Below are 18,739 nucleotides of genomic sequence, written 5' to 3' on the forward strand. Positions count from 1 at the left end.
TTCATTTTATCAAAATGCTTCTTCTTCATTACTTGGTTTAGTCTGTAGATTCCCGTTCTCTTGAAGGATCAATTCATAGCTTAGGATGTTATTTGATAAAATTTGTATTTTATCTTTACTTATACTTTCTCCACTAACAAATGCTCCTTTCAATGTTCCACATACTGAACTATTTTTTGATTTGTTTGGATTCCATCCATTTCCATAATAAAAGAAAGGCTGGTAAGAACCATCTGGAATCTCAAAAGTAAATGAACTTCGTTTATGGATATATGCATGTCGAACCACGCTACCATTTTGTTTTAATGTTACTATTACATCAGAACTATATGGTGTTTTCACAGATATCTGAGAACAGGAATTAGAATTACAATAATTTGTTTTGCCATAGCAGTTACTCCAAGGAGTAGCACCTGTTAATAATGAATTGGATTTCCATTTCTCAATTTCGGCTAGTTCTTTATTTCTTTTCTTTTCAAGAGCTTTTCTTCGTTCAGCTTCTTCTATTTTTTGCTTTTCTCTTTTTATTCGTTCCTCTTGTTCAATTCTTTCGTTTCTTTCCTTTTCAATTAGCTCATGTGCTTCAGTTTCTGCAATTAACTTAGCTTCTGATTTTTTAATTTCTATTTCTAATTTTATTCTTACGTACCTCTGCTCATCTGTCTCGCAAGAGGAGATCATTAGTATTAACCCTAATGCACAGATAATATTTAACCATGGGAACTTATATTTCATATCCCCACTTCTATTTCAATCGACAAATGATCACTATAACTCGTCCGTTTCCAAGTAACATCTTCACAATCTCCCTTACTTACAAAATCTAATACTTTTCCACCTTTATAGTTAAGTGTAGATAAATTATATAATACATTATCCTCAGCTCTGCTGAGGTAATTTCCTTCTGTACATTTCATTTTTAAAGAAGTCTTTTGCCCACTTAAGACTGATGTGTATCCTGAAGATAATATCTTCTCAAAGGCGATATCATCTATGACAAGATTCATGTCTCCACACCATATTACGTTATGAAATGTCTGATTCAATAGCCAATTTGAAATCGCTTTTATCTCAGCCCTTTCGGGATAGAACTTTGTATGAGTGCAGGAGTGATAGTTTAAAAGAGTAATGACTTCTTTAGACTTCGTTTTAAATTGAATTAGAAAAGGTTCTCTTTCCACTATACTAGATAATGAAGATATTAGTTTAGGTGCCCCGCCTGTAATGGTGACTTTAGAAGTTTTCCAGAGGAAAGCATATCGTTCGCTTTTATATGGCGATGAACTTTGAGTAGGATCACTTATTCTGTAGTCCCATTTAGCCCCCGTGCGATTGAGTTGGTCAGCTAATCTTGCAACAGCTTGAGCACCACCTGGATGTTTGGCTACCACTTCTTGAATGGCAACTATATCAGCATTCCGAATTTCTTTTGCGATAAGTTCTATTTCTACGTCATCTCTACTTTGCCCAAAATCTTTAAGATTCCAAGATACAATCTTTAGGGACTGCCCAAAAATGGATATGGATAAAGATACAAAGACAATTAAGCATGATAACCTTTGAAATATATGCATAAAGAAACGTGGTGTGTGTTGTTATTACAATCGAAAGTAATAAAATATTAAGTTATTCGATCAGCGAATAGAATATTTAACACTTTTTGCAAAATAGTAGTTGTATTGAGGTGAGGAACTGAAGCATAAAGGCTTACATTATGTGAAGATGTAAAAGTTTTCAAAACTTAAGCTTTAACTTGTCAATCAAGATAGCTTTATTTTGTTACACTTGTCTAGTATAAGGCTTTATGGAGGTGATACTATAATGAAACCCACTTCTTCCAACTGATTCACTCTATATTGATCTTCCACACGTCGCAGATATTACAGGATCAGTTAGCAAGCTCAAACGCGTTAAAAGATAAAATATAGTCAATGAAAAAGCAAAAACTATGTATGGTTGCATTGTGTGTAATTCGTTGATATACAGTTTCTTATTGTGTGTAAGTGTTTGTTTTTATTACTATAAAACAATTATATGAAAATATTATGTTTATTTTTGGTTGTAATTTTATAAAAAAAACATAAATTTGCAGCCGCTTAAGAAATTAAGTATGAAGGTTCCGTAGCTCAGCTGGATAGAGCAGCTCACTTCTAATGAGCAGGTCACAGGTTCGAACCCTGTCGGGATCACTAGAAAGACAGTTAAGAGATGTTTTTCGATAAAAATCCTCCAAGTTTTACTTGTGAGGATTTTTTTTATACCTAATATCCAGATTCATCTTTTGTATTCTTTTGCAAGATGATATGATGAATGTAACTTCTGATGGACGGAATAAGCTGACCTTTCTCCATGAGCAAGCAAGATTATTAACCTACTTTTCAATTTTTTTATCGGTTTAATTCATTTAGATTGGCATTTTCTGGATAAGATTGTAGAAATTGCGCTTCTATAGTTAAGAGGTCTCCGTGACGCAAGAATAAACCAATCTTAAAGTTTCATGTTTAAGATTTATAATTAGATGTTGATGAAAGAAGAAAGTATAAAACCATACAGTGATTCCCAAGAAGGAAAAAAATCACAAGTGACTCAGATGTTTGATAATATCTCGGGAAATTATGACGTGATGAACAGAGTAATTACTTTTGGTATGGATCAAGGATGGCGAAGAAAAGTTCATCAATTGGTAGTCGAAGATAATCCGAAAGATATCTTAGATGTGGCCACTGGAACGGGCGATATGGCTTTAATGTATGCTGGAAAATCTGATGCTAATATTATCGGTCAGGATATCTCCACTGGAATGCTTGAAATAGCATCTGTAAAAGCTAAGAAATTAAATCTTGAAGATAAAGTATCCTTCCAAAGTGGAGATGCTGAAAATATGCCTTTTGATTCTGATTCTTTCGATGTCGTTTCTGTGTCTTATGGCATTAGAAATTTCGAAGATTTAGAAAAAGGATTGACAGAAATCCTTAGAGTTTTAAGATCAGGAGGGAAATTAGTAATTTTGGAAACATCTGTTCCGAAGTCTGCTTTTATGCGTTTTGGTTATGGTATTCATACAAAGTTTTTTATTCCATTAGTAGGTAGGTTGTTTTCGAAAGATAAAAAGGCATATGCCTACTTATCTAACTCGGCACATAAATTTCCATACGGTGAAGCACTCAAAAAGATTTTATTATCTGTGGGTTATTCTACAGTTGATGTCTATCCGCAAGCTGGTGGAATTTCAACGATCTACAGAGCGGTAAAGTAAAAAATCGAGCTTGGCATCATGTTCTTCTTTCGGTAAGTCTTTTACGACCTGAAATGGATAACAAAGACCTACTTTATAAGCTAAAGGATGGTCTTCAAGGAAATTGTCGTAGTATCCACCTCCGTAACCTAGACGATATCTTTGCTCACCAAATGCTACTCCAGGAATGATAATCAAGTCATAGGTTTCTTCCTCGAAATATGTATTCCCATGCGGGTAAAGTGTTCCAAAAAGTCCTGTCTCTAATTTTTCAACATCGCTTAAAATAAAATGTTCTAATTTTCTAGCGGCCAATGTTTTAGGTGAGATAATGGTGTAATTTTCATCTATCAATTTTTCAATGAGTGGCAGAATGTCAATTTCTGACCTAATAGGCAAGTAAGTGTGAATAACCCTAAATTGCTTCGCCTTAATCAGTTTATACAATTCGTCGCAGATCCACTGATCATATTCATTTTTATAGCTAGCGTCAAGGGAATCTCTCTCTTTCAAGATGATTTTTCTTAATGCTGATTTCTGGGCGGTTATTTCGTTTTTCATGTTATAACTAATCAACTGATTTTTACTCAAAATAGTTTACTCTGACGGTAACTTCTCCATCTTCGTTATACCATTTTAACCAAGCAATCTTTCCAGATGACCCTTTAACTTGAATCCAATCTTCTTGCACACTGAGCACTTTCAATAGATCATCGTCTAGCATCTTTTGTGGGTCGGCATAAGTTAGCGGTCTATGATAGAGGGTCACATCATCGCTTATTAGATCGATGCTGTTCCCGGAAAGCAAATAAGAGGTCCAATTTTCAAATTTGCCATCATCCAGACTCAGAAAGCTAGTCTGTCCATTGATTTTATTGACGACAACTTCTGCGTAATTATGATGAAGAGACTTTACATTAAATTGTAGAACTTGGTAGTCTGTTTTAGAATAGTAGGGCATGAAATAAGGAGGAGCATATGCTAAGTCCATGCTGTTTTCATTAATTGCAAAACTGTCAATTTTCCGAAAAGTTTGTTGATCATCCTTATAATTCACACTGTAGAAGGGAATGACTTTGTTATTTTCGAAATGAATAGAATAGATGCCAAGATACTTCGGCGCATGCACTGCGATTCGTTCTAGCCTCATACTCTTTACCTTTCTCATTTCAGCTCTGACGAAGACAACACCGATCATCAATACATTTAAAATGAGGACGATGAGGATAGAAAGTTTCAGCTTTTCTTCTGGTATCCATTTCAAGGAATAGATTCCTCCGACTAGTCCGAGAACAGCACCAACCATTAATCCTCCGAGTACTGCGGCGATACCATCCCAGCCATTATCATAGTGGAATAGGATAGCTTTTAGATTCATTGTGGTCACGGCTGTGAGGAAGGTGACAAGTATGACGTAAAGTGTTTTTAATAGAGTATTCATTTGGTTCTAAGGTTATTTTCCAGCACCATTAATGTAATATAGGGTTAATAATTAGACCAATGTTTGTCCTGAGTCTTTAGTTGAAGCCTGCGATATTGACATTTTAGATGATTGGGTTAACTAATCAGGTAAACCGAAAAGTCATTTTTCAAGACTGAAAATCACTTTATGAACAATCAATACTTAGATGTCGAATGATGTGCAGCTATGGCTGCAATGATCATCGATACATTGCAATTGTGCTTTCTGGATTACCTTTCCAAAAATAATGATTATTGTTCAAAAATTTCATTACTTATTCGGGTAATTTTTTTACAACCTAATGGTATCGGACGGTAGTGGTTCTAGTACGAAATTTCCCTTTATGATTTCAATGCCACTGCTCAAGGAATCCAAAGTAATCCCTGTATGAAAACCATATACTTTCTTTAGCTGAGGCAGACTTGATAAACTAGAAATTCCAGCATCGCTTACTTGAGTTCCATTGACATTCAGATAGTTAAGATACGGTATATCCTTTAGTAGACTTATTCCCTGATCAGTGATTTTTGTATTATCTAAGTACAATTTGACTAAATTCTTCATTCGACTAATAGATTTCATATGTTCATCTGTAACGTCTTGGTCACTTAGTTGCAATCGGGTAATATGATTTAGTATTGGATCCAGTTGACTAAAAAGCTCAGCATCCAAATTTTCTACATTCACAAAATTCAATTCTACGAAATTGCTCTCTTCACCTGCTGGCAATGCCACAATATTGGACGCCTTAATTTTGATAAGTGCTTCTTCATCTATCGGACCGGGGTCTTCTTCTGGCAGAAATGCAGCGATATTCGCTTCATGAGATTGTGCCGATGAAGTTCTGATCATTTTCTCGATTTGCATGATGAAATCTGGACTGGCATTTATTTCATTGACTTTTGAGTCAAAACTCCCACCATTAGCTAACCACCAAGAAATAATGATATTCTCATCCTCTGTCAATTGTGTTTTGTTTTTTGGTGGCATGTGTTTGTCATTACTAATAGGCAGGTCGATCCTAGTTTGAATTGCACCATTCTGTCCCATTAAGTCATCACCAGATTTGCCCCCAGCAAGAATGAAGTCTGGGCTATCCATTCTGAGTTTTCCTTTGATTTTATTCGGTCCATGGCAGCTAATACATTTGGCATCAAGAACAGGAAATATAATGTCATCGAAAACTTGAGCATTAGGAATATCCTCTACATCAAAAACGGGAGTACTACTTTTCTCTTCTGCCATAGTTGCTGGATTTAGGAATCCTTCTCCATGTGTTAAACTTCCACCGAGGTGTCCAGTTACGGCAACCGATATAGCTAGTCCAAGTGCTAGCCATTTTTGATATGGACTTTGAGTCCAAACATTGACCATGAAAATAGAAGTGGCAAGAACGGCAGTCACGATTCCAGCCCAGAAATGATTATATGTTTCTTCATCAGTATAATTATAGCCTTCAGATAAAAAATATCCAGAAAGACAAGCGAAAATTGCTGACAATGCACCGATGAAATAAGCCAGTGATAATGCGCTTTTAGAAATCGTGATCCACTTGAAATGCCTCGCCCATTCAATGGTGAACCCTAGCAATAATATCCCTATAGGCAAGTGTAATAATAATAGATGGGTTCTTCCTAAAAAATCAATCATATCGCTTTCTCCACATTTTCATCATTTGCACATTAACATCCCACACATTCGCCAGAGGTTCTTTACTATAAGGTTGTGTCCACATGTAGGGTGGAGGACCGAATTCCGTTGTCATCGTCAGTGTTTCTTGCTTTTCTGCTTTGATTCTGACTACTTCATCCCACCAAGCAAAATGTGCTTCGATGGCAGCTTTGTATTGATCATCGTCTGGATTAGGAATCTGGGGTGCTTCTTGAAAACCTATCCTAGAATGTATATGTCCTGTTCTAGATAGTGCTTTTTGTACAGCTTTTGCTTGATTCGCTAGTAGAGACTCATGAACTACAGTCCAGTGGGAAATGTCTAGAGTAAGCGTTAACGCCTCATAAGCTGAAATGAATTTTTCAGCGATAGGAACATTATATAAAATGCGCCCACGATGTGTTTCATGATGTATCGGAATGCCAGACTTATTAGACTCTCCGATTGTATATTCTATAAATTGTTTATTCTGATCATAAGTGAAAAAGTCCTTTCCGGAATGGCAATTGATAAATGCTGGTTTGCATGAAATCGCATTCTGTATGGCAGATTTGAAACTAGAGATATTTTCTGCTGGCGTGGCACCTGAATTACCAGCAAGTAGACCTAATTTTAACTGATACTTTTCGGTAAGAGCAAGCATTTCTTTTCGATCCGCTTCGTCTCGTGGACACCAAAGTTCGATTCCGTCATAGCCTTCTGCCTTGGACTTAGCGCAAAATTCCTCTGTGCTGCCACTGAATCCCCAGTTGGTATTGTATATTTCTATATTGGCCTTTTGGTTCAACTTGAAACTAGGCAGTAAATCTAAGGAACCTAAAAAAGGAATCCCACCGGTAACAATGGCTGATTTTTTTATAAAATTTCGTCTATTACTCATTCTTTAAGTTATGATACTTTTAATGACCCTTCCTTCCACATCTGTAAGTCTGAATCTTCTTCCTTGAAATTCATGGGTGAACTGCTCATGATCGAATCCTAATTGATTTAATATCGTCGCATGAATATCATGAATAGATTTTTTATCTCGAGTTGGTTCATATCCTATTTCATCTGTTTCACCATGAGACTCACCTTGTTTGATACCACCGCCAGCCATCCACATCGTGAAGGCGTTCGGATGATGATCTCTTCCAGCATATACTTGAGAAACGCCATTCCTGTTTTCTTGCATAGGCGTTCGTCCGAATTCTCCACCCCAGATCACTAACGTTTCGTCCAACAATCCTCTTTGTTTTAAATCTAAGAGTAAGGCTGCAACAGGCTTGTCTGTTTCTCTACATTTGTTTTTTAGTCCGATACCGAGTGAGGTATCTCTGGAAACTCCATGTGCATCCCAGCCCCAGTCAAAGAGTTGGACAAATCTTACGCCTTTTTCTACCAGTTTTCTTGCTAGAAGCGCGTTGTTTGCGAAAGATTCTTTTCCTGGTTCTGTTCCGTATAATTTGTGGATAGACTCAGGTTCTGAAGAAATATCCATCACTTCAGGTACAGACATTTGCATTCTAAATGCCATTTCATATTGCGATATCCGAGAAACCGTTTCTGGATCTTTGAACTCGTCATATGTTAGTTTATTCACATCATTAATCGCGTTAATCGATAACTTACGAATATCACGTGTCGTGTTTTCTGGATTATTTAGAAAGAGTACTGGATCTCCACTGGATCGGCATTGAACTCCTTGATATACCGATGGCAGAAAGCCACTTCCCCATACTTGCTTCCCTGCGTCAGGATTAACTCCACCAGATGTAAGCACTACGAATCCAGGTAGATTTTGATTTTCAGAACCTAGTCCATAAGTTGCCCAACTTCCCAAGCTCGGTCGACCTATAATCGCACTTCCAGAATGCATCATGATCTGCGCTGGTGCGTGGTTAAATTGGTCTGTATGAATTCCTCTTAAAAAGGAAACTTCGTCAACCACTTTCTTAAAGTGGGGCAAATTCTCAGAAACCCAGGCTCCTGAGTCACCTACTTGTTCGAATTGTGCTTGATTACCTAACATTTTAGGAATACCTCTAATGAAGGCGAATTTCTTTCCTGCTAATAAAGATGGAGGGCAATCCATTCCATTTAACTTATTTAATTCTGGTTTGAAATCGAACAGTTCGAATTGGGAGGGCGCTCCTGCCATGTGGATATAGATTACAGATTTTGCTTTAGCCGCAAAATGAGGACTCTTAGGCATGAGTGGATTGAGGTCGAGCGCTTTTTCTTGCATTCCAGGAGTTTTGCATCCGGGTAGGAAAGAACCAAGTGCAAGTGCACCTAGGCTTATTCCAGCATTCTTGAGAAATACTCGTCTTGAATTTAATTCAGCATTCTTTAAGCTATGCTCTCGCCACAATTTTTCGATGTTGTATTTCATGATTTATTTATTGAGCAGGTCATCTAAGTTTATGATCGCATTTGCAACAGTACTCATTGCAATTAAGTCTCGGTCTTCCATCTCTCCTAATTCATTTTTAGTTTCTTCGTACAACCCTTTGAGAATATCAGATTTTTCTTTTGATATTTTCTTGGACATGGCTTTCTCATATATCGTATTGATCCGAGCATCTATATCATCAGGATATTTCTGAATAGCATTTGCTGCAATTTTGTCAGAAAGGTCGATATATACAGGGTCGTTCAGTGTTACGAGTGCTTGCAATGGTGTATTAGACATGATTCTTCGAGAAGTACAAACTTGTCTTTGCGCCATATCGAAAGTTTCCATCGAAGGATAAATGGCTGTCCGTTTGAGCATAGTATATATTGCTCTTCTATAGCGATCTTCACCTTCACTCATCTTCCATTGCTCGCTGCTATATGGTGACTGCCATATGTTGTCTGGTTGATAAGGCATTACTGGTTCGCCAAACATTTTAGAACTTAACTGATCGGAGACAAAAAGTGCTTGATCACGAATTTGCTCTGCGGTTAATCTATTTCTAGGGCCTCTAGAAAGGTAAATGTTATAAGGGTCTTTTTCTTTGTTTTCTGGCGTGAATGAAGATGATTGCTGATAGGTAGCGGTCATTACAATCGTTTTGATCAATGTCTTGCTACTCCATCCCATTTGATGCATGAAGTCATAGGAAAGTCGATTTAAAACCTCAGGATGAGAAGGTACATCACCTTGTGAACCGAGATCTTCTACCGTTGTTACAATTCCTCTCCCGAAGAGTTGCTCCCATATTCTATTGACATATGTTCGGGATGTTAAAGGATTTTGTGGATTGACGATCCATTGAGCAAAACCAAGCCGGTCAGTCCTAGCACCTTCTTCCATAGGAGGAAGAATCTCTGGTGTTCCTGGATTGATTTTTTGTTTTAGAGATTGCCAGTTTCCTCTGTCAAATAAGCGCGTTTCTCTAATTCTGCCGCCTTCATTTTCATGCATGATTAGTGTAGAAGGATAATTTCTCTGAATTAGGCTATAAAAAAGTTGCTTTTTATTTTCATATTCAGGCTCATTTTTTCCTGGAAATCCATCGGAAAGATACAGCCATCCCATTCTGAAACCGCCTCTATCTCTATCTTTCAAGCTTTGATTTTTATAAACAAAGTAGAGATCATGAATTCCTGTGATATCAGATATAGAAGTTTCTATAAGCTGATCCCTCTTAGTTTCTTGTGTTAAGTTAATTCTACCAATCTCTTTACCGTTCAGGGAGTCTATCCTCAACGAGATTTCGCTGTCTTGGATGTAGTAAATTGCGTTAATTAGCAGAGTGTTTTTCCCTGTGAAATCTACATGAGCGAATCTTGCTTTGCCGTCTTTTCTAAATACAAGATGTTTCGTGTCATACAATGCAGCATTGACATGTTTATCGGATTCTAAACTATAAATAATAGGCTGCTTAATTTTAACAAAAGTTTCTATTTCTTCTGCCTTCTCATTATTTGACACTTTTTCTATCCACGAAGTTAATTCACCTAATTCAGCCTTACTTAATGAATCTAAGAAATTCAATCTTGGATAATCTTCTTGTGTATCATTATCTCTGGTATTGTTCAGGAAAGCATACGTTTTAAAGTATTCTTCGTGTGGCAAAGGATCGTAAGGGTGACCATGACATTGAACGCAAGCCATAGTCGTTCCTAGAATTCCTTCCCAAGTAGTACTAACCCTATCCATAACCGCTTTGACTCTGTATTCTTCATTATCCGTTCCACCTTCATCATTTGTTGTAGTATTTCGATGAAAACCTGTAGCAATGAGTTGGTCTTCAGTTGGATTTTCTAATAAATCACCTGCCAATTGCTCAACGATAAATTGATTATAGGGTAGGTCATTATTAAATGACTTAATCACATAATCTCTGTATCGCCATATACTTCTACGTTGATCTTTTTCGAATCCTTTACTATCCGCATAACGAGCAATATCTAGCCACATGGATGTCCATTTTTCCCCAAAAAGTGGAGAAGCTAGTAGGCTATCTACTAATGTTTCGTAGTCAATTTCATCATTTAAATATTGTCTTTGTAACGATAATGGGGCAGGAACACCGATGATATCTAAAGCAACGCGACGGAGTAGTTCTGCTTTATTGGCTTTGGGATTGGATGAAAGATTAATGGTTTTTAATTTTTCAGCTACTTGTTTATCTATCCAATTTTCGCTTGAACCCATTCCCATTTCCAGAACTTTATCTTCTTCTGTTAATGGTTTGTATGCCCAGTGTAACTGCCATTTCGCACCTTGTTTAACCCATTTTTCAAGGGTTTTTATTTCTTCAGCGGTCAGCGGTTCTGCATCAAGTGGCATTCTTTCCTCTGGATCATCGATTTTTAGTCTTCTGATAAATTCACTATCCATCGGTGATCCAGCGATAATTGCCGGATGTCCAGATTCCGTTTTCTGGAAAGCAGTTTCTTCAGTAAGTAGAGAAAACCCACCACTTTGTTTTACACCACCATGGCATGAAATACAGTGTTTGTTAAGAATTGGTTTTACATCTGCATTGTAGTCCACTTGCTTTGAAAAATTTGAACAACTACTAATAACCAGAAGCATAGCTAAAGGTGAAAAAGCAAGAAATCTTGATATTTTCTGTTTTAAATCCATATAGTTTAGATAGATAATTTATCCGCTTAGCTAATCTACAAATTTTTATTCTACTAAAGAATGCTGCATACCATAGTTTGAAAAAAGTGTTAAAATTGGTCTAAAAAGCACTCATCTATCTGATAACATTAATTGATCTACTAGTGCTTACTGATCTGACAGCGCAAACTGATCTGAAAGCGCGAACTGATCTGACAGTACTTACTGATCTGACAGCGCTTAAATCGATGTTAGATCTTTAACCTACAACTTAAAACCATCGTTCCAACCAAAAAGCCACTACAGTCATGAGGAATTAATGTTGCATATGCAACATTAATATAGTGAAATGGTAGGTTATTCATACTTAACACCTATTTTTGTTAACTAAAGTAAACGGAATGTTCAAAATCGAAGCAAATTCAGATTTTTCAATTCACAACTTGCCATATGGAATATTTTCTGATAAAACAGAGGATAAGCGAATAGGCATAGCTATTGGTGATTCGGTATTCGATCTGACCACTGCAGTTAAAGACGGAATATTCGATCAAGTTCCTTACGAATGCATGCTTACGGGGACTCTGAATGAGTTTATAAAACTTGGTAAAAGTATTACGAATGGTGTTCGAACAAAACTACAATCACTTATCGCTTCAGAAGATTCGTCGCTTAATAAGTATATCGTAAAGCAAGAAGCAGTAACAATGCACTTACCCGTTCAGGTCGGTGACTATACCGATTTTTACTCAAGCGAAGAACACGCAACTAATGTAGGTAAGCTATACAGAGATCCAGAAAATGCTTTAATGCCGAATTGGAAACATATACCTGTTGGTTATCACGGTCGATCTTCATCCATTGTGGTGGACGGCACTAATATCGTTAGACCTCAAGGACAGATTAAGCCAAGTAAGTTAGATTCACCTTTTTTCGGTCCAACGGAAGCATTAGATTTTGAGCTTGAAACAGGATTTATCATTGGCAAAGAAAATAAGCAAGGATCGTCTATTCCAGTTGAGGAAGCAGAGGAATATATTTTCGGAATGGTGCTGTTGAATGATTGGTCAGCAAGAGATATTCAGAAATGGGAATATGTTCCGCTTGGGCCTTTCTTAGGAAAGAACTTTGCAACATCTATCTCACCTTGGGTTATTCCTTATGAAGCATTGAAACCATTTCTGGTAAAAGGTCCAGAACAGAATCCTCCAGTTTTAGACTATCTGAAAGTAGTAGGGAATAAAAACATTGACCTAAAACTACAAGTTAAAATTAACAATACTATTGTTTCAAATTCTAATTTTAAATATATGTATTGGAATATGAATCAGCAAATTGCGCATCATAGTGTTAATGGTTGTAATCTTAGGATCGGAGACTTAATGGGTTCAGGGACGATTAGCGGTAAAGATGAAAGTGCGCTCGGATCCTTGCTGGAAATCAGTCGAGGAGGAAAGAAGAAAGTGGCTTTAAATGATGGCTCATATAGAACGTTTCTAGAAGATGGCGACACTGTAACATTAACTGGATATTGTGAAAAAGATGGTAAGAGAGTTGGCTTTGGAAAAGTAAGTGGCCAAATATTACCAGCGAAAAAAAATTGACATGACAAAAATTAAAATTCAACCGAATATAGCCGGAGTTGCTCAAACTTATAAGCTGTTGTCCTCTGCCATTGCTCCTAGACCGATTGCTTTCGCGAGTACGGTTGATAAAGAGGGTAGGGTCAATCTGAGTCCATTCAGTTTTTTTAATGTTTTCGGACCGAATCCGGCAACACTTGTTTTTTCCCCTGTACGAAGTGTGCGGACTGGAGAAAATAAACACACGCTGGAGAATATTAAGGAGGTTCCTGAAGTGAGCATTAGCATTGTGAATTATTCGATGGTCGAGCAAATGTCTCTTGCGAGTACCGCGTATGAAAAGGGAGTAAATGAATATGAAAAGTCTGGATTTACACCATCGGAATCGACATTTATTAAACCACCGTTTGTAAGTGAAAGTCCAGTATCGTTCGAGTGTAAAGTAAAGGAGGTGATCGAAATGGGAAATGAAGGAGGTGCTGGTAATTTGGTGATTTGCGAAGTAGTTCAGATTCATATGGATGATGATTATCTTGATGAATCAGGTGATCTCGATCCTAAGAAACTTGATCTAGTAGCGCGAATGGGAGGGAATTGGTATTGCCGGGCAAATGGTGACGCTTTGTTTGAAATTCCGAAGCCAATCCGAAGTTTAGGAATGGGTGTGGATTCACTACCATTAGAAGTCAGAAACAGTTCTATTCTGACGGGGAATAATTTGGGACGATTAGGAAATCTAAACCGGCTACCCTCAGAGAAAGAACTAGAAGAATATCGTCAAACATTTAGTCTTCATGAAGAGGTAAGTATCCACAAAGCAGCACAAGTTAAACTTGAAGCAGGGGAGACTTGGGAAGCGTTATTAATGTTGTTGTGCTAGTGTTGTTTAGCTTTCTTATCCTGATCCTCTAGTTTTAAAATTCTCGTGGATTCGGCACGCATTTTTTTGCACAATTCTCCGTTTTCGATTAATGAACTTCCATAACAAGGAATGATTTCTTTAAGCGTTTTTTGCCAATGTGCTGACTGGTGATTTTCAGGAAAGCACTGTTTAATAACATCAAGCATAATAGAGACTGAAGTCGATGCTCCTGGTGAAGCGCCAAGCAATGCAGCTAAAGAACCAGATTCATTCTTGACGATTTCCGTTCCAAATTTTAAAGCACCACCTTCCTCTTTATCTTTTTTGATTATTTGTACACGTTGTCCAGCAACTGCCAATTCCCAATCCTCAAACTTAGCTTCAGGATAGTATAATTTAAGAAATTCGAATCGATCTTCTTGAGATTGCATGACTTGGTTAACCAAGTATTTAGTTAATTGAATGTTTTTCATACCTGCCCGCATCATAGGCCACACATTATGCATTTCGATACTTAAGAATAGATCTAAGTAAGAGCCTTCTTTTAGAAATTTCGTGGAAAATCCTGCATATGGTCCGAATAACAAACATCTTTCTCCGTTGATAATTCGGGTATCTAAATGAGGAACAGACATCGGTGGTGAGCCGACTGCAGCTTTTCCGTATACTTTTGCCTCGTGTTTTTTAATGACTTCTTGATTCGTACATCTTAGCCATTGTCCGCTGACTGGAAAACCACCGTATCCGCGCGCTTCAGGAATATCTGTCTTTTCTAATAAGGTAAGTGATCCACCACCAGCACCGATGAAAACAAAATCTGCGTAAGTGGACTTGTATTCCTTGGTATTTAGATCTTTCATATCGATCTTCCACCAACCGCTATCTTGTTCTTGAATCTCATTAATGTGATGCCCCATATGGACATTAACACCATCTATCTGGTCTAGCCAGCTAATCATCCCTCGTGTTATTTCACCGAAATTGACATCTGTTCCGATTGCCATTCGGGTAGCTGCAATGACCTCATCTTCTGCTCGGCCTTCCATCATCAGAGGAACCCATTTCTTTATTTGATTATAATCCTCCGAATAAAGCATGTCTTCGAAAATGGCGTATTTCGTCATGGAAGCGTATCTTTTCTTCAGAAAATCAACATTTTTCTCGCCCCAGACAAAACTCATGTGATCAATATCATTGATGAATCCTTTTTGCGGATCTAAATGATCGTGTTGTTTCAGATATGCCCAGAACTGCTTGGAAATTTCGAATTGTTCAGCGATCCTAAGTGCTTTAGATATATCAACCTCACCATTTTCATCGATCGGAGTGTAATTAAGTTCGCAGAAAGCAGAGTGTCCGGTGCCGGCATTGTTCCATGCGTCTGATCTTTCCGCACCCACTTGATCAAGTCTTTCGTATATGTCAATTTTAGCATCTGGTATAAGCTTCTTGATTAAGACTCCTAAGGTAGCGCTCATAATTCCAGCTCCTATTAATACAATATTCTTCTTTGACTCTAAAATGTTCATATGTTCTATTTCTGTTCACATCATATATTAAATGTGAAGTTTTATTCTATTCACAATGAAGTGAAATAAGATCATTAGTTTCATCAGCATGAAACTAATAGTAGCCCCAGCAAGAATCGAACTTGCATCTATGGTTTAGGAAACCACTATTCTATCCGTTGAACTATGGAGCCATGCCCCAATATATGAAAAAATGAATATTTTCATTGCTTAATCCAAGTCTACAAATAATTCATTAAGGTAACTTTCTCTATTTGCGTCTGAGTAGGCATCTATGCATGTGCCAATGCCACTTCTCATAATGCTTAAGCATAGTCCATTCGAGTTTTGGCTTTCGTCATGACCTCGAAATAAAACACAGTGTCCCAGTTCATGAAATACGACAAATTCCTTGTTTAAATTACTGGAACGATCCCAAAATGTTTTATCTATGGTAATGTGATTGTTTATTGCAGAACCATATTGGCAAGATCCTGCAACTCCTGGTTCTTCGATTTCGCTTATTTCACCATTTACTTTTAAATTAGAAAGGTCTAGTGTGAGTCCTCGCTTTTCTGCTTGGAATTCAAATTCTTCGTAATATTCCCACAATTCACTTTCGACGCCAGGGTATTCTTTTTCAAAGAATCCAAGGTCTTTATTACAGGATGCAAAATGGATAAGTACATAAAAAGCGGAGAATGACAATGCAATTGTTTTCATTTGAATAGGATTAGTGCTCCGAAAAACTGAGGAAATTATTGAATGGAAAATCAATTATGAATTTCAAAAGCAGCATTCGGGTAGCGTGAAATAATTGTATTGCTTGATCTTATGTGATGATTGAATTATGAGGTCGAGTAAAAAATATCAAATTCTCTTTTATAACTTTTGCTGATCACTAAATATTATTGTTGTGGTTTTTTTAAGATTTTTTTAAGGATGTAATCTTTATTAGATGAACAGAGGACATGATATAAATAATACGATAAGAATAGAATTATTTAATCCGAGCATAATATACATCCTGATTATTTCGCTCTATGTTTTTGAAAATAAAGGCACCTTGTTCAGAATTGGTCTGCTCGACGAAATCAAATAGAGTACAAGATTTAGGAAGGCCAGAAAAGATCAATGTAAAATGAGAACTACTCATAGGAGGTACCATCTGCCATTCTGGAGCGTATACAATTTTTTCTGCATGAACTAACTCACTTTTGTGATCAGAGTGGTGGTCGTAGAGATATGTCGAAGACCAGATTCGGATCGCTGTTTCGAAGAAAAATCTGTTATTATATAAACAATGAAAAATGACCTGACCTTGCTCATGGATCTGAGTTTTTAGATCATTTAGAAGCGAAGGATCTATTTCAACTTTAGGTTTTGTAATAATTTCAATAGCCATGATGTAAAGATAGAATTTCTGAGTTTTATTTTTTCTGGTGGAATTAAAAGTATTAATTTCATGTTAAGAAATATAGGTAAAGATGATTCCTGTCATTTCAAAGAAAGAAATTAATAAAAAATTGATCGATTTTTAATTTGTCAATTATAAGATTCTGTTGTACTTTTCCCCAAACATTAATAAGTAAAATTTGAATCATACTTTTAGAATTCGTCATATTTTAATGACAATTTTTATGAAATATTTTTAAATTTTAAGAGTTAGAATCATCATATACTGAAACAAAAATGATACTTTCACCAAAAAAGTCAGATAATTTTAAGTATATATTATTTGTGAATGCAATATATAATTTTAAATAAATTAGAAATTTAAATTTTATTATTGTTTTTACTTTATGTCATCTAAAAAGAGTTTTTCTACAATTTATAAAATCTAATGAATAATACAGCAACCGTTAAAGCCCCTGAAACTGTAAAGTTTAGTAAAAAGGATCCTGCCATGTTTTTTAAAACACTACACAGCAGAGTTAATTCTTATTTCAAAGACCAGAATATAACAAAGACTGGTAATATTAACATGTATATTAAGACAATAGCAATGCTATCTTTTTATATTATTCCATTTGTTCTGGTACTTACTGGAGTTGTAACAGGAGTTGCTACTTTAGCAATGTATGCCATTATCGGTATCGGAGTTGCAGGGATAGGATTAAGTGTTATGCACGATGCTAACCATGGTTCCTATTCTAAAAACAAATTTGTTAATACACTTTTAAGCTTGTCCATGAATATGGTTGGCGGAAGTTCTTTTACATGGAAGATGCAACACAATTTAATGCATCACACTTATACTAATATCTATCATTTAGATGAGGATATTGATGACAAGCCATTCTTGAGATTGTCTCCACATGGAAAAATGAAGTCATACCATAAATTTCAGCATATTTATGCACCTATATTGTATTCTTTAGCAACGATTAGTTGGATTTCTTTTAAAGATTTTAAACAACTAAGAGCTTATAATCGATCTGGGTTAACCGTTAAAACAGGACATAATCCAGTTTTAATTACCTTGAAAATGGTTTTTTCTAAGTTATGCTATTTCTTTATTTTCCTTGGATTACCGCTTATACTAGGAGTACAATGGTACTACGCAATTCCAGGATTTATCTTAGCACATCTTATCGCTGGTTTTATTATTACGGTAATTTTCCAACTAGCACACGTGGTTGAAGGACCAGAGCATCATGATGCGATGGAGACACCAGAAATGGAAAATACTTGGGCGATTCACCAGTTAAGAACAACAGCAAACTTTTCACCTAAGAGTAAACTAATTACTTGGTTTGTTGGTGGATTAAATTTCCAAATAGAGCACCATTTGTTCCCTAATATTTGCCATATCCACTATCCAAAGGTAGCGGAAATAGTAAGAAATACGGTAGCAGAATTTGACTTGCCTTACCATGAGTATAGAAAGTTAAATGAAGCTTTCCAATCACACTTGAGAGTGTTAAAGAGCTTCGGGAATCCAAATTTAGCTGTAGGCTAGTTTTAGCTTTGTCTAAAAAAAAATAATCTCGATTAATTAACGAGAGAAGAATAGTTATCATCTTAAGTGAATGATAACTATTTTTTTTGTTCTCTATTGAGCAATCATTGCTTTCTATGCATGTAGATTGACTAGTTTAGTCGCTATTTTTGCTTATCTATATTTATATTTAAATCGCAATTTAATTACGGAATACAAATGGTTTCAGAAACCTTCATTAATAAATTTTGAAATATTTGTAATAAAAATTAGTGTGTACGTACACAATTCTAAAGTTATTTACTATATTTATTGAACGAAATACAGTATTTTGATCTTAATTATTTGTATTTCAGTTGATTATGTATAATTATGAAGTTATTTTACTTTTACTAATCAATGTAGACTAAATCTTGTGTTTTCAAGATTATTAAAT

15 protein-coding genes and 2 tRNA genes are annotated in these 18,739 nt (G+C 36.2%); 5 read left to right on the forward strand and 12 right to left on the reverse strand.

The window, feature by feature from the left end:
• Positions 1–9 precede the first annotated feature (9 nt).
• Entirely contained in the window at positions 10–735 is a 726-nt protein-coding gene (locus tag L2586_RS19070) for a hypothetical protein (protein ID WP_235294543.1), read from the reverse strand.
• Positions 732–1,574 carry an endonuclease/exonuclease/phosphatase family protein gene (locus L2586_RS19075; RefSeq protein WP_235294544.1) on the reverse strand — a complete coding sequence of 281 codons (843 nt, stop codon included), beginning with the start codon at positions 1,572–1,574 and terminating at the stop codon, positions 732–734. Before L2586_RS19075 ends, L2586_RS19070 begins: the two co-directional genes overlap by 4 nt.
• 541 nt (positions 1,575–2,115) lie before the next feature.
• On the opposite strand from L2586_RS19075, the gene L2586_RS19080 reads away from it, so the two are divergent.
• Both L2586_RS19080 and ubiE read left to right on the forward strand, forming a co-directional pair.
• Positions 2,116–2,189 (forward strand) — tRNA-Arg (locus L2586_RS19080).
• Between the two features lie 335 nt (positions 2,190–2,524).
• On the forward strand, positions 2,525–3,256 hold the full coding sequence (ubiE, locus tag L2586_RS19085) for a bifunctional demethylmenaquinone methyltransferase/2-methoxy-6-polyprenyl-1,4-benzoquinol methylase UbiE (protein ID WP_235294545.1): 732 nt from the start codon (positions 2,525–2,527) through the stop codon (positions 3,254–3,256).
• Here ubiE and L2586_RS19090 read toward each other — a convergent pair.
• From L2586_RS19090 to L2586_RS19115, 6 genes are all read right to left on the reverse strand, one after another.
• The gene (locus L2586_RS19090; protein WP_235294546.1) at positions 3,230–3,796 is read right to left on the reverse strand and encodes a 5-formyltetrahydrofolate cyclo-ligase; all 567 of its coding nucleotides are present in this window, start codon (positions 3,794–3,796) and stop codon (positions 3,230–3,232) included. The two genes, ubiE and L2586_RS19090, sit on opposite strands and share 27 nt — an antisense overlap.
• 22 nt (positions 3,797–3,818) lie before the next feature.
• The gene (locus L2586_RS19095) at positions 3,819–4,676 is read right to left on the reverse strand and encodes a hypothetical protein (RefSeq protein WP_235294547.1); all 858 of its coding nucleotides are present in this window, start codon (positions 4,674–4,676) and stop codon (positions 3,819–3,821) included.
• Between the two features lie 312 nt (positions 4,677–4,988).
• Positions 4,989–6,347, reverse strand: coding sequence for a c-type cytochrome domain-containing protein (locus L2586_RS19100; RefSeq protein ID WP_235294548.1), 1,359 nt, complete (start codon positions 6,345–6,347; stop codon positions 4,989–4,991).
• The gene (locus tag L2586_RS19105) at positions 6,340–7,248 is read right to left on the reverse strand and encodes a sugar phosphate isomerase/epimerase family protein (protein ID WP_235294549.1); all 909 of its coding nucleotides are present in this window, start codon (positions 7,246–7,248) and stop codon (positions 6,340–6,342) included. Before L2586_RS19105 ends, L2586_RS19100 begins: the two co-directional genes overlap by 8 nt.
• 3 nt (positions 7,249–7,251) lie before the next feature.
• Entirely contained in the window at positions 7,252–8,742 is a 1,491-nt protein-coding gene (locus tag L2586_RS19110) for a DUF1501 domain-containing protein (RefSeq protein ID WP_235294550.1), read from the reverse strand.
• Positions 8,743–8,745: 3 nt separating this feature from the next.
• Entirely contained in the window at positions 8,746–11,430 is a 2,685-nt protein-coding gene (locus tag L2586_RS19115) for a DUF1553 domain-containing protein (RefSeq protein ID WP_235294551.1), read from the reverse strand.
• Between the two features lie 380 nt (positions 11,431–11,810).
• On the opposite strand from L2586_RS19115, the gene fahA reads away from it, so the two are divergent.
• Positions 11,811–13,013, forward strand: a complete 1,203-nt coding sequence (gene fahA, locus L2586_RS19120) for a fumarylacetoacetase (RefSeq protein WP_235294552.1) — start codon at positions 11,811–11,813, stop codon at positions 13,011–13,013.
• A 1-nt stretch (position 13,014) separates the two neighbouring features.
• Positions 13,015–13,872 carry a flavin reductase family protein gene (locus tag L2586_RS19125; RefSeq protein WP_235294553.1) on the forward strand — a complete coding sequence of 286 codons (858 nt, stop codon included), beginning with the start codon at positions 13,015–13,017 and terminating at the stop codon, positions 13,870–13,872.
• On the opposite strand, the gene mqo is transcribed toward L2586_RS19125, so the two are convergent.
• From mqo to L2586_RS19145, 4 genes are all read right to left on the reverse strand, one after another.
• A complete protein-coding gene (gene mqo, locus L2586_RS19130) occupies positions 13,869–15,383 on the reverse strand; it encodes a malate dehydrogenase (quinone) (RefSeq protein ID WP_235294554.1) in 1,515 nt (504 codons plus the stop codon). The genes L2586_RS19125 and mqo overlap by 4 nt on opposite strands.
• 101 nt (positions 15,384–15,484) lie before the next feature.
• Positions 15,485–15,556 (reverse strand) — tRNA-Arg (locus L2586_RS19135).
• A gap of 37 nt (positions 15,557–15,593) precedes the next feature.
• Positions 15,594–16,085, reverse strand: coding sequence for a hypothetical protein (locus L2586_RS19140; RefSeq protein WP_235294555.1), 492 nt, complete (start codon positions 16,083–16,085; stop codon positions 15,594–15,596).
• 277 nt (positions 16,086–16,362) lie between these two features.
• Positions 16,363–16,767: a hypothetical protein gene (locus L2586_RS19145; RefSeq protein WP_235294556.1), complete on the reverse strand. Its 405-nt coding sequence runs from the start codon at positions 16,765–16,767 to the stop codon at positions 16,363–16,365.
• Positions 16,768–17,205: 438 nt separating this feature from the next.
• On the opposite strand from L2586_RS19145, the gene L2586_RS19150 reads away from it, so the two are divergent.
• Positions 17,206–18,324: a fatty acid desaturase family protein gene (locus tag L2586_RS19150; protein ID WP_235294557.1), complete on the forward strand. Its 1,119-nt coding sequence runs from the start codon at positions 17,206–17,208 to the stop codon at positions 18,322–18,324.
• Positions 18,325–18,739 lie beyond the last annotated feature (415 nt).

The sequence above is a fragment of the Portibacter lacus genome (genome assembly GCF_021533215.1).
In the GTDB taxonomy this organism is placed as follows: domain Bacteria; phylum Bacteroidota; class Bacteroidia; order Chitinophagales; family Saprospiraceae; genus Portibacter; species Portibacter lacus.

Coding starts and splice junctions, on each gene's coding strand:
- L2586_RS19070 (WP_235294543.1), bottom strand. CDS start 735: ATGAAATATAAGTTCCCATGGTTAAATATTATCTGTGCATTAGGGTTA.
- L2586_RS19075 (WP_235294544.1), bottom strand. CDS start 1,574: ATGCATATATTTCAAAGGTTATCATGCTTAATTGTCTTTGTATCTTTA.
- ubiE (WP_235294545.1), top strand. CDS start 2,525: ATGAAAGAAGAAAGTATAAAACCATACAGTGATTCCCAAGAAGGAAAA.
- L2586_RS19090 (WP_235294546.1), bottom strand. CDS start 3,796: ATGAAAAACGAAATAACCGCCCAGAAATCAGCATTAAGAAAAATCATC.
- L2586_RS19095 (WP_235294547.1), bottom strand. CDS start 4,676: ATGAATACTCTATTAAAAACACTTTACGTCATACTTGTCACCTTCCTC.
- L2586_RS19100 (WP_235294548.1), bottom strand. CDS start 6,347: ATGATTGATTTTTTAGGAAGAACCCATCTATTATTATTACACTTGCCT.
- L2586_RS19105 (WP_235294549.1), bottom strand. CDS start 7,248: ATGAGTAATAGACGAAATTTTATAAAAAAATCAGCCATTGTTACCGGT.
- L2586_RS19110 (WP_235294550.1), bottom strand. CDS start 8,742: ATGAAATACAACATCGAAAAATTGTGGCGAGAGCATAGCTTAAAGAAT.
- L2586_RS19115 (WP_235294551.1), bottom strand. CDS start 11,430: ATGGATTTAAAACAGAAAATATCAAGATTTCTTGCTTTTTCACCTTTA.
- fahA (WP_235294552.1), top strand. CDS start 11,811: ATGTTCAAAATCGAAGCAAATTCAGATTTTTCAATTCACAACTTGCCA.
- L2586_RS19125 (WP_235294553.1), top strand. CDS start 13,015: ATGACAAAAATTAAAATTCAACCGAATATAGCCGGAGTTGCTCAAACT.
- mqo (WP_235294554.1), bottom strand. CDS start 15,383: ATGAACATTTTAGAGTCAAAGAAGAATATTGTATTAATAGGAGCTGGA.
- L2586_RS19140 (WP_235294555.1), bottom strand. CDS start 16,085: ATGAAAACAATTGCATTGTCATTCTCCGCTTTTTATGTACTTATCCAT.
- L2586_RS19145 (WP_235294556.1), bottom strand. CDS start 16,767: ATGGCTATTGAAATTATTACAAAACCTAAAGTTGAAATAGATCCTTCG.
- L2586_RS19150 (WP_235294557.1), top strand. CDS start 17,206: ATGAATAATACAGCAACCGTTAAAGCCCCTGAAACTGTAAAGTTTAGT.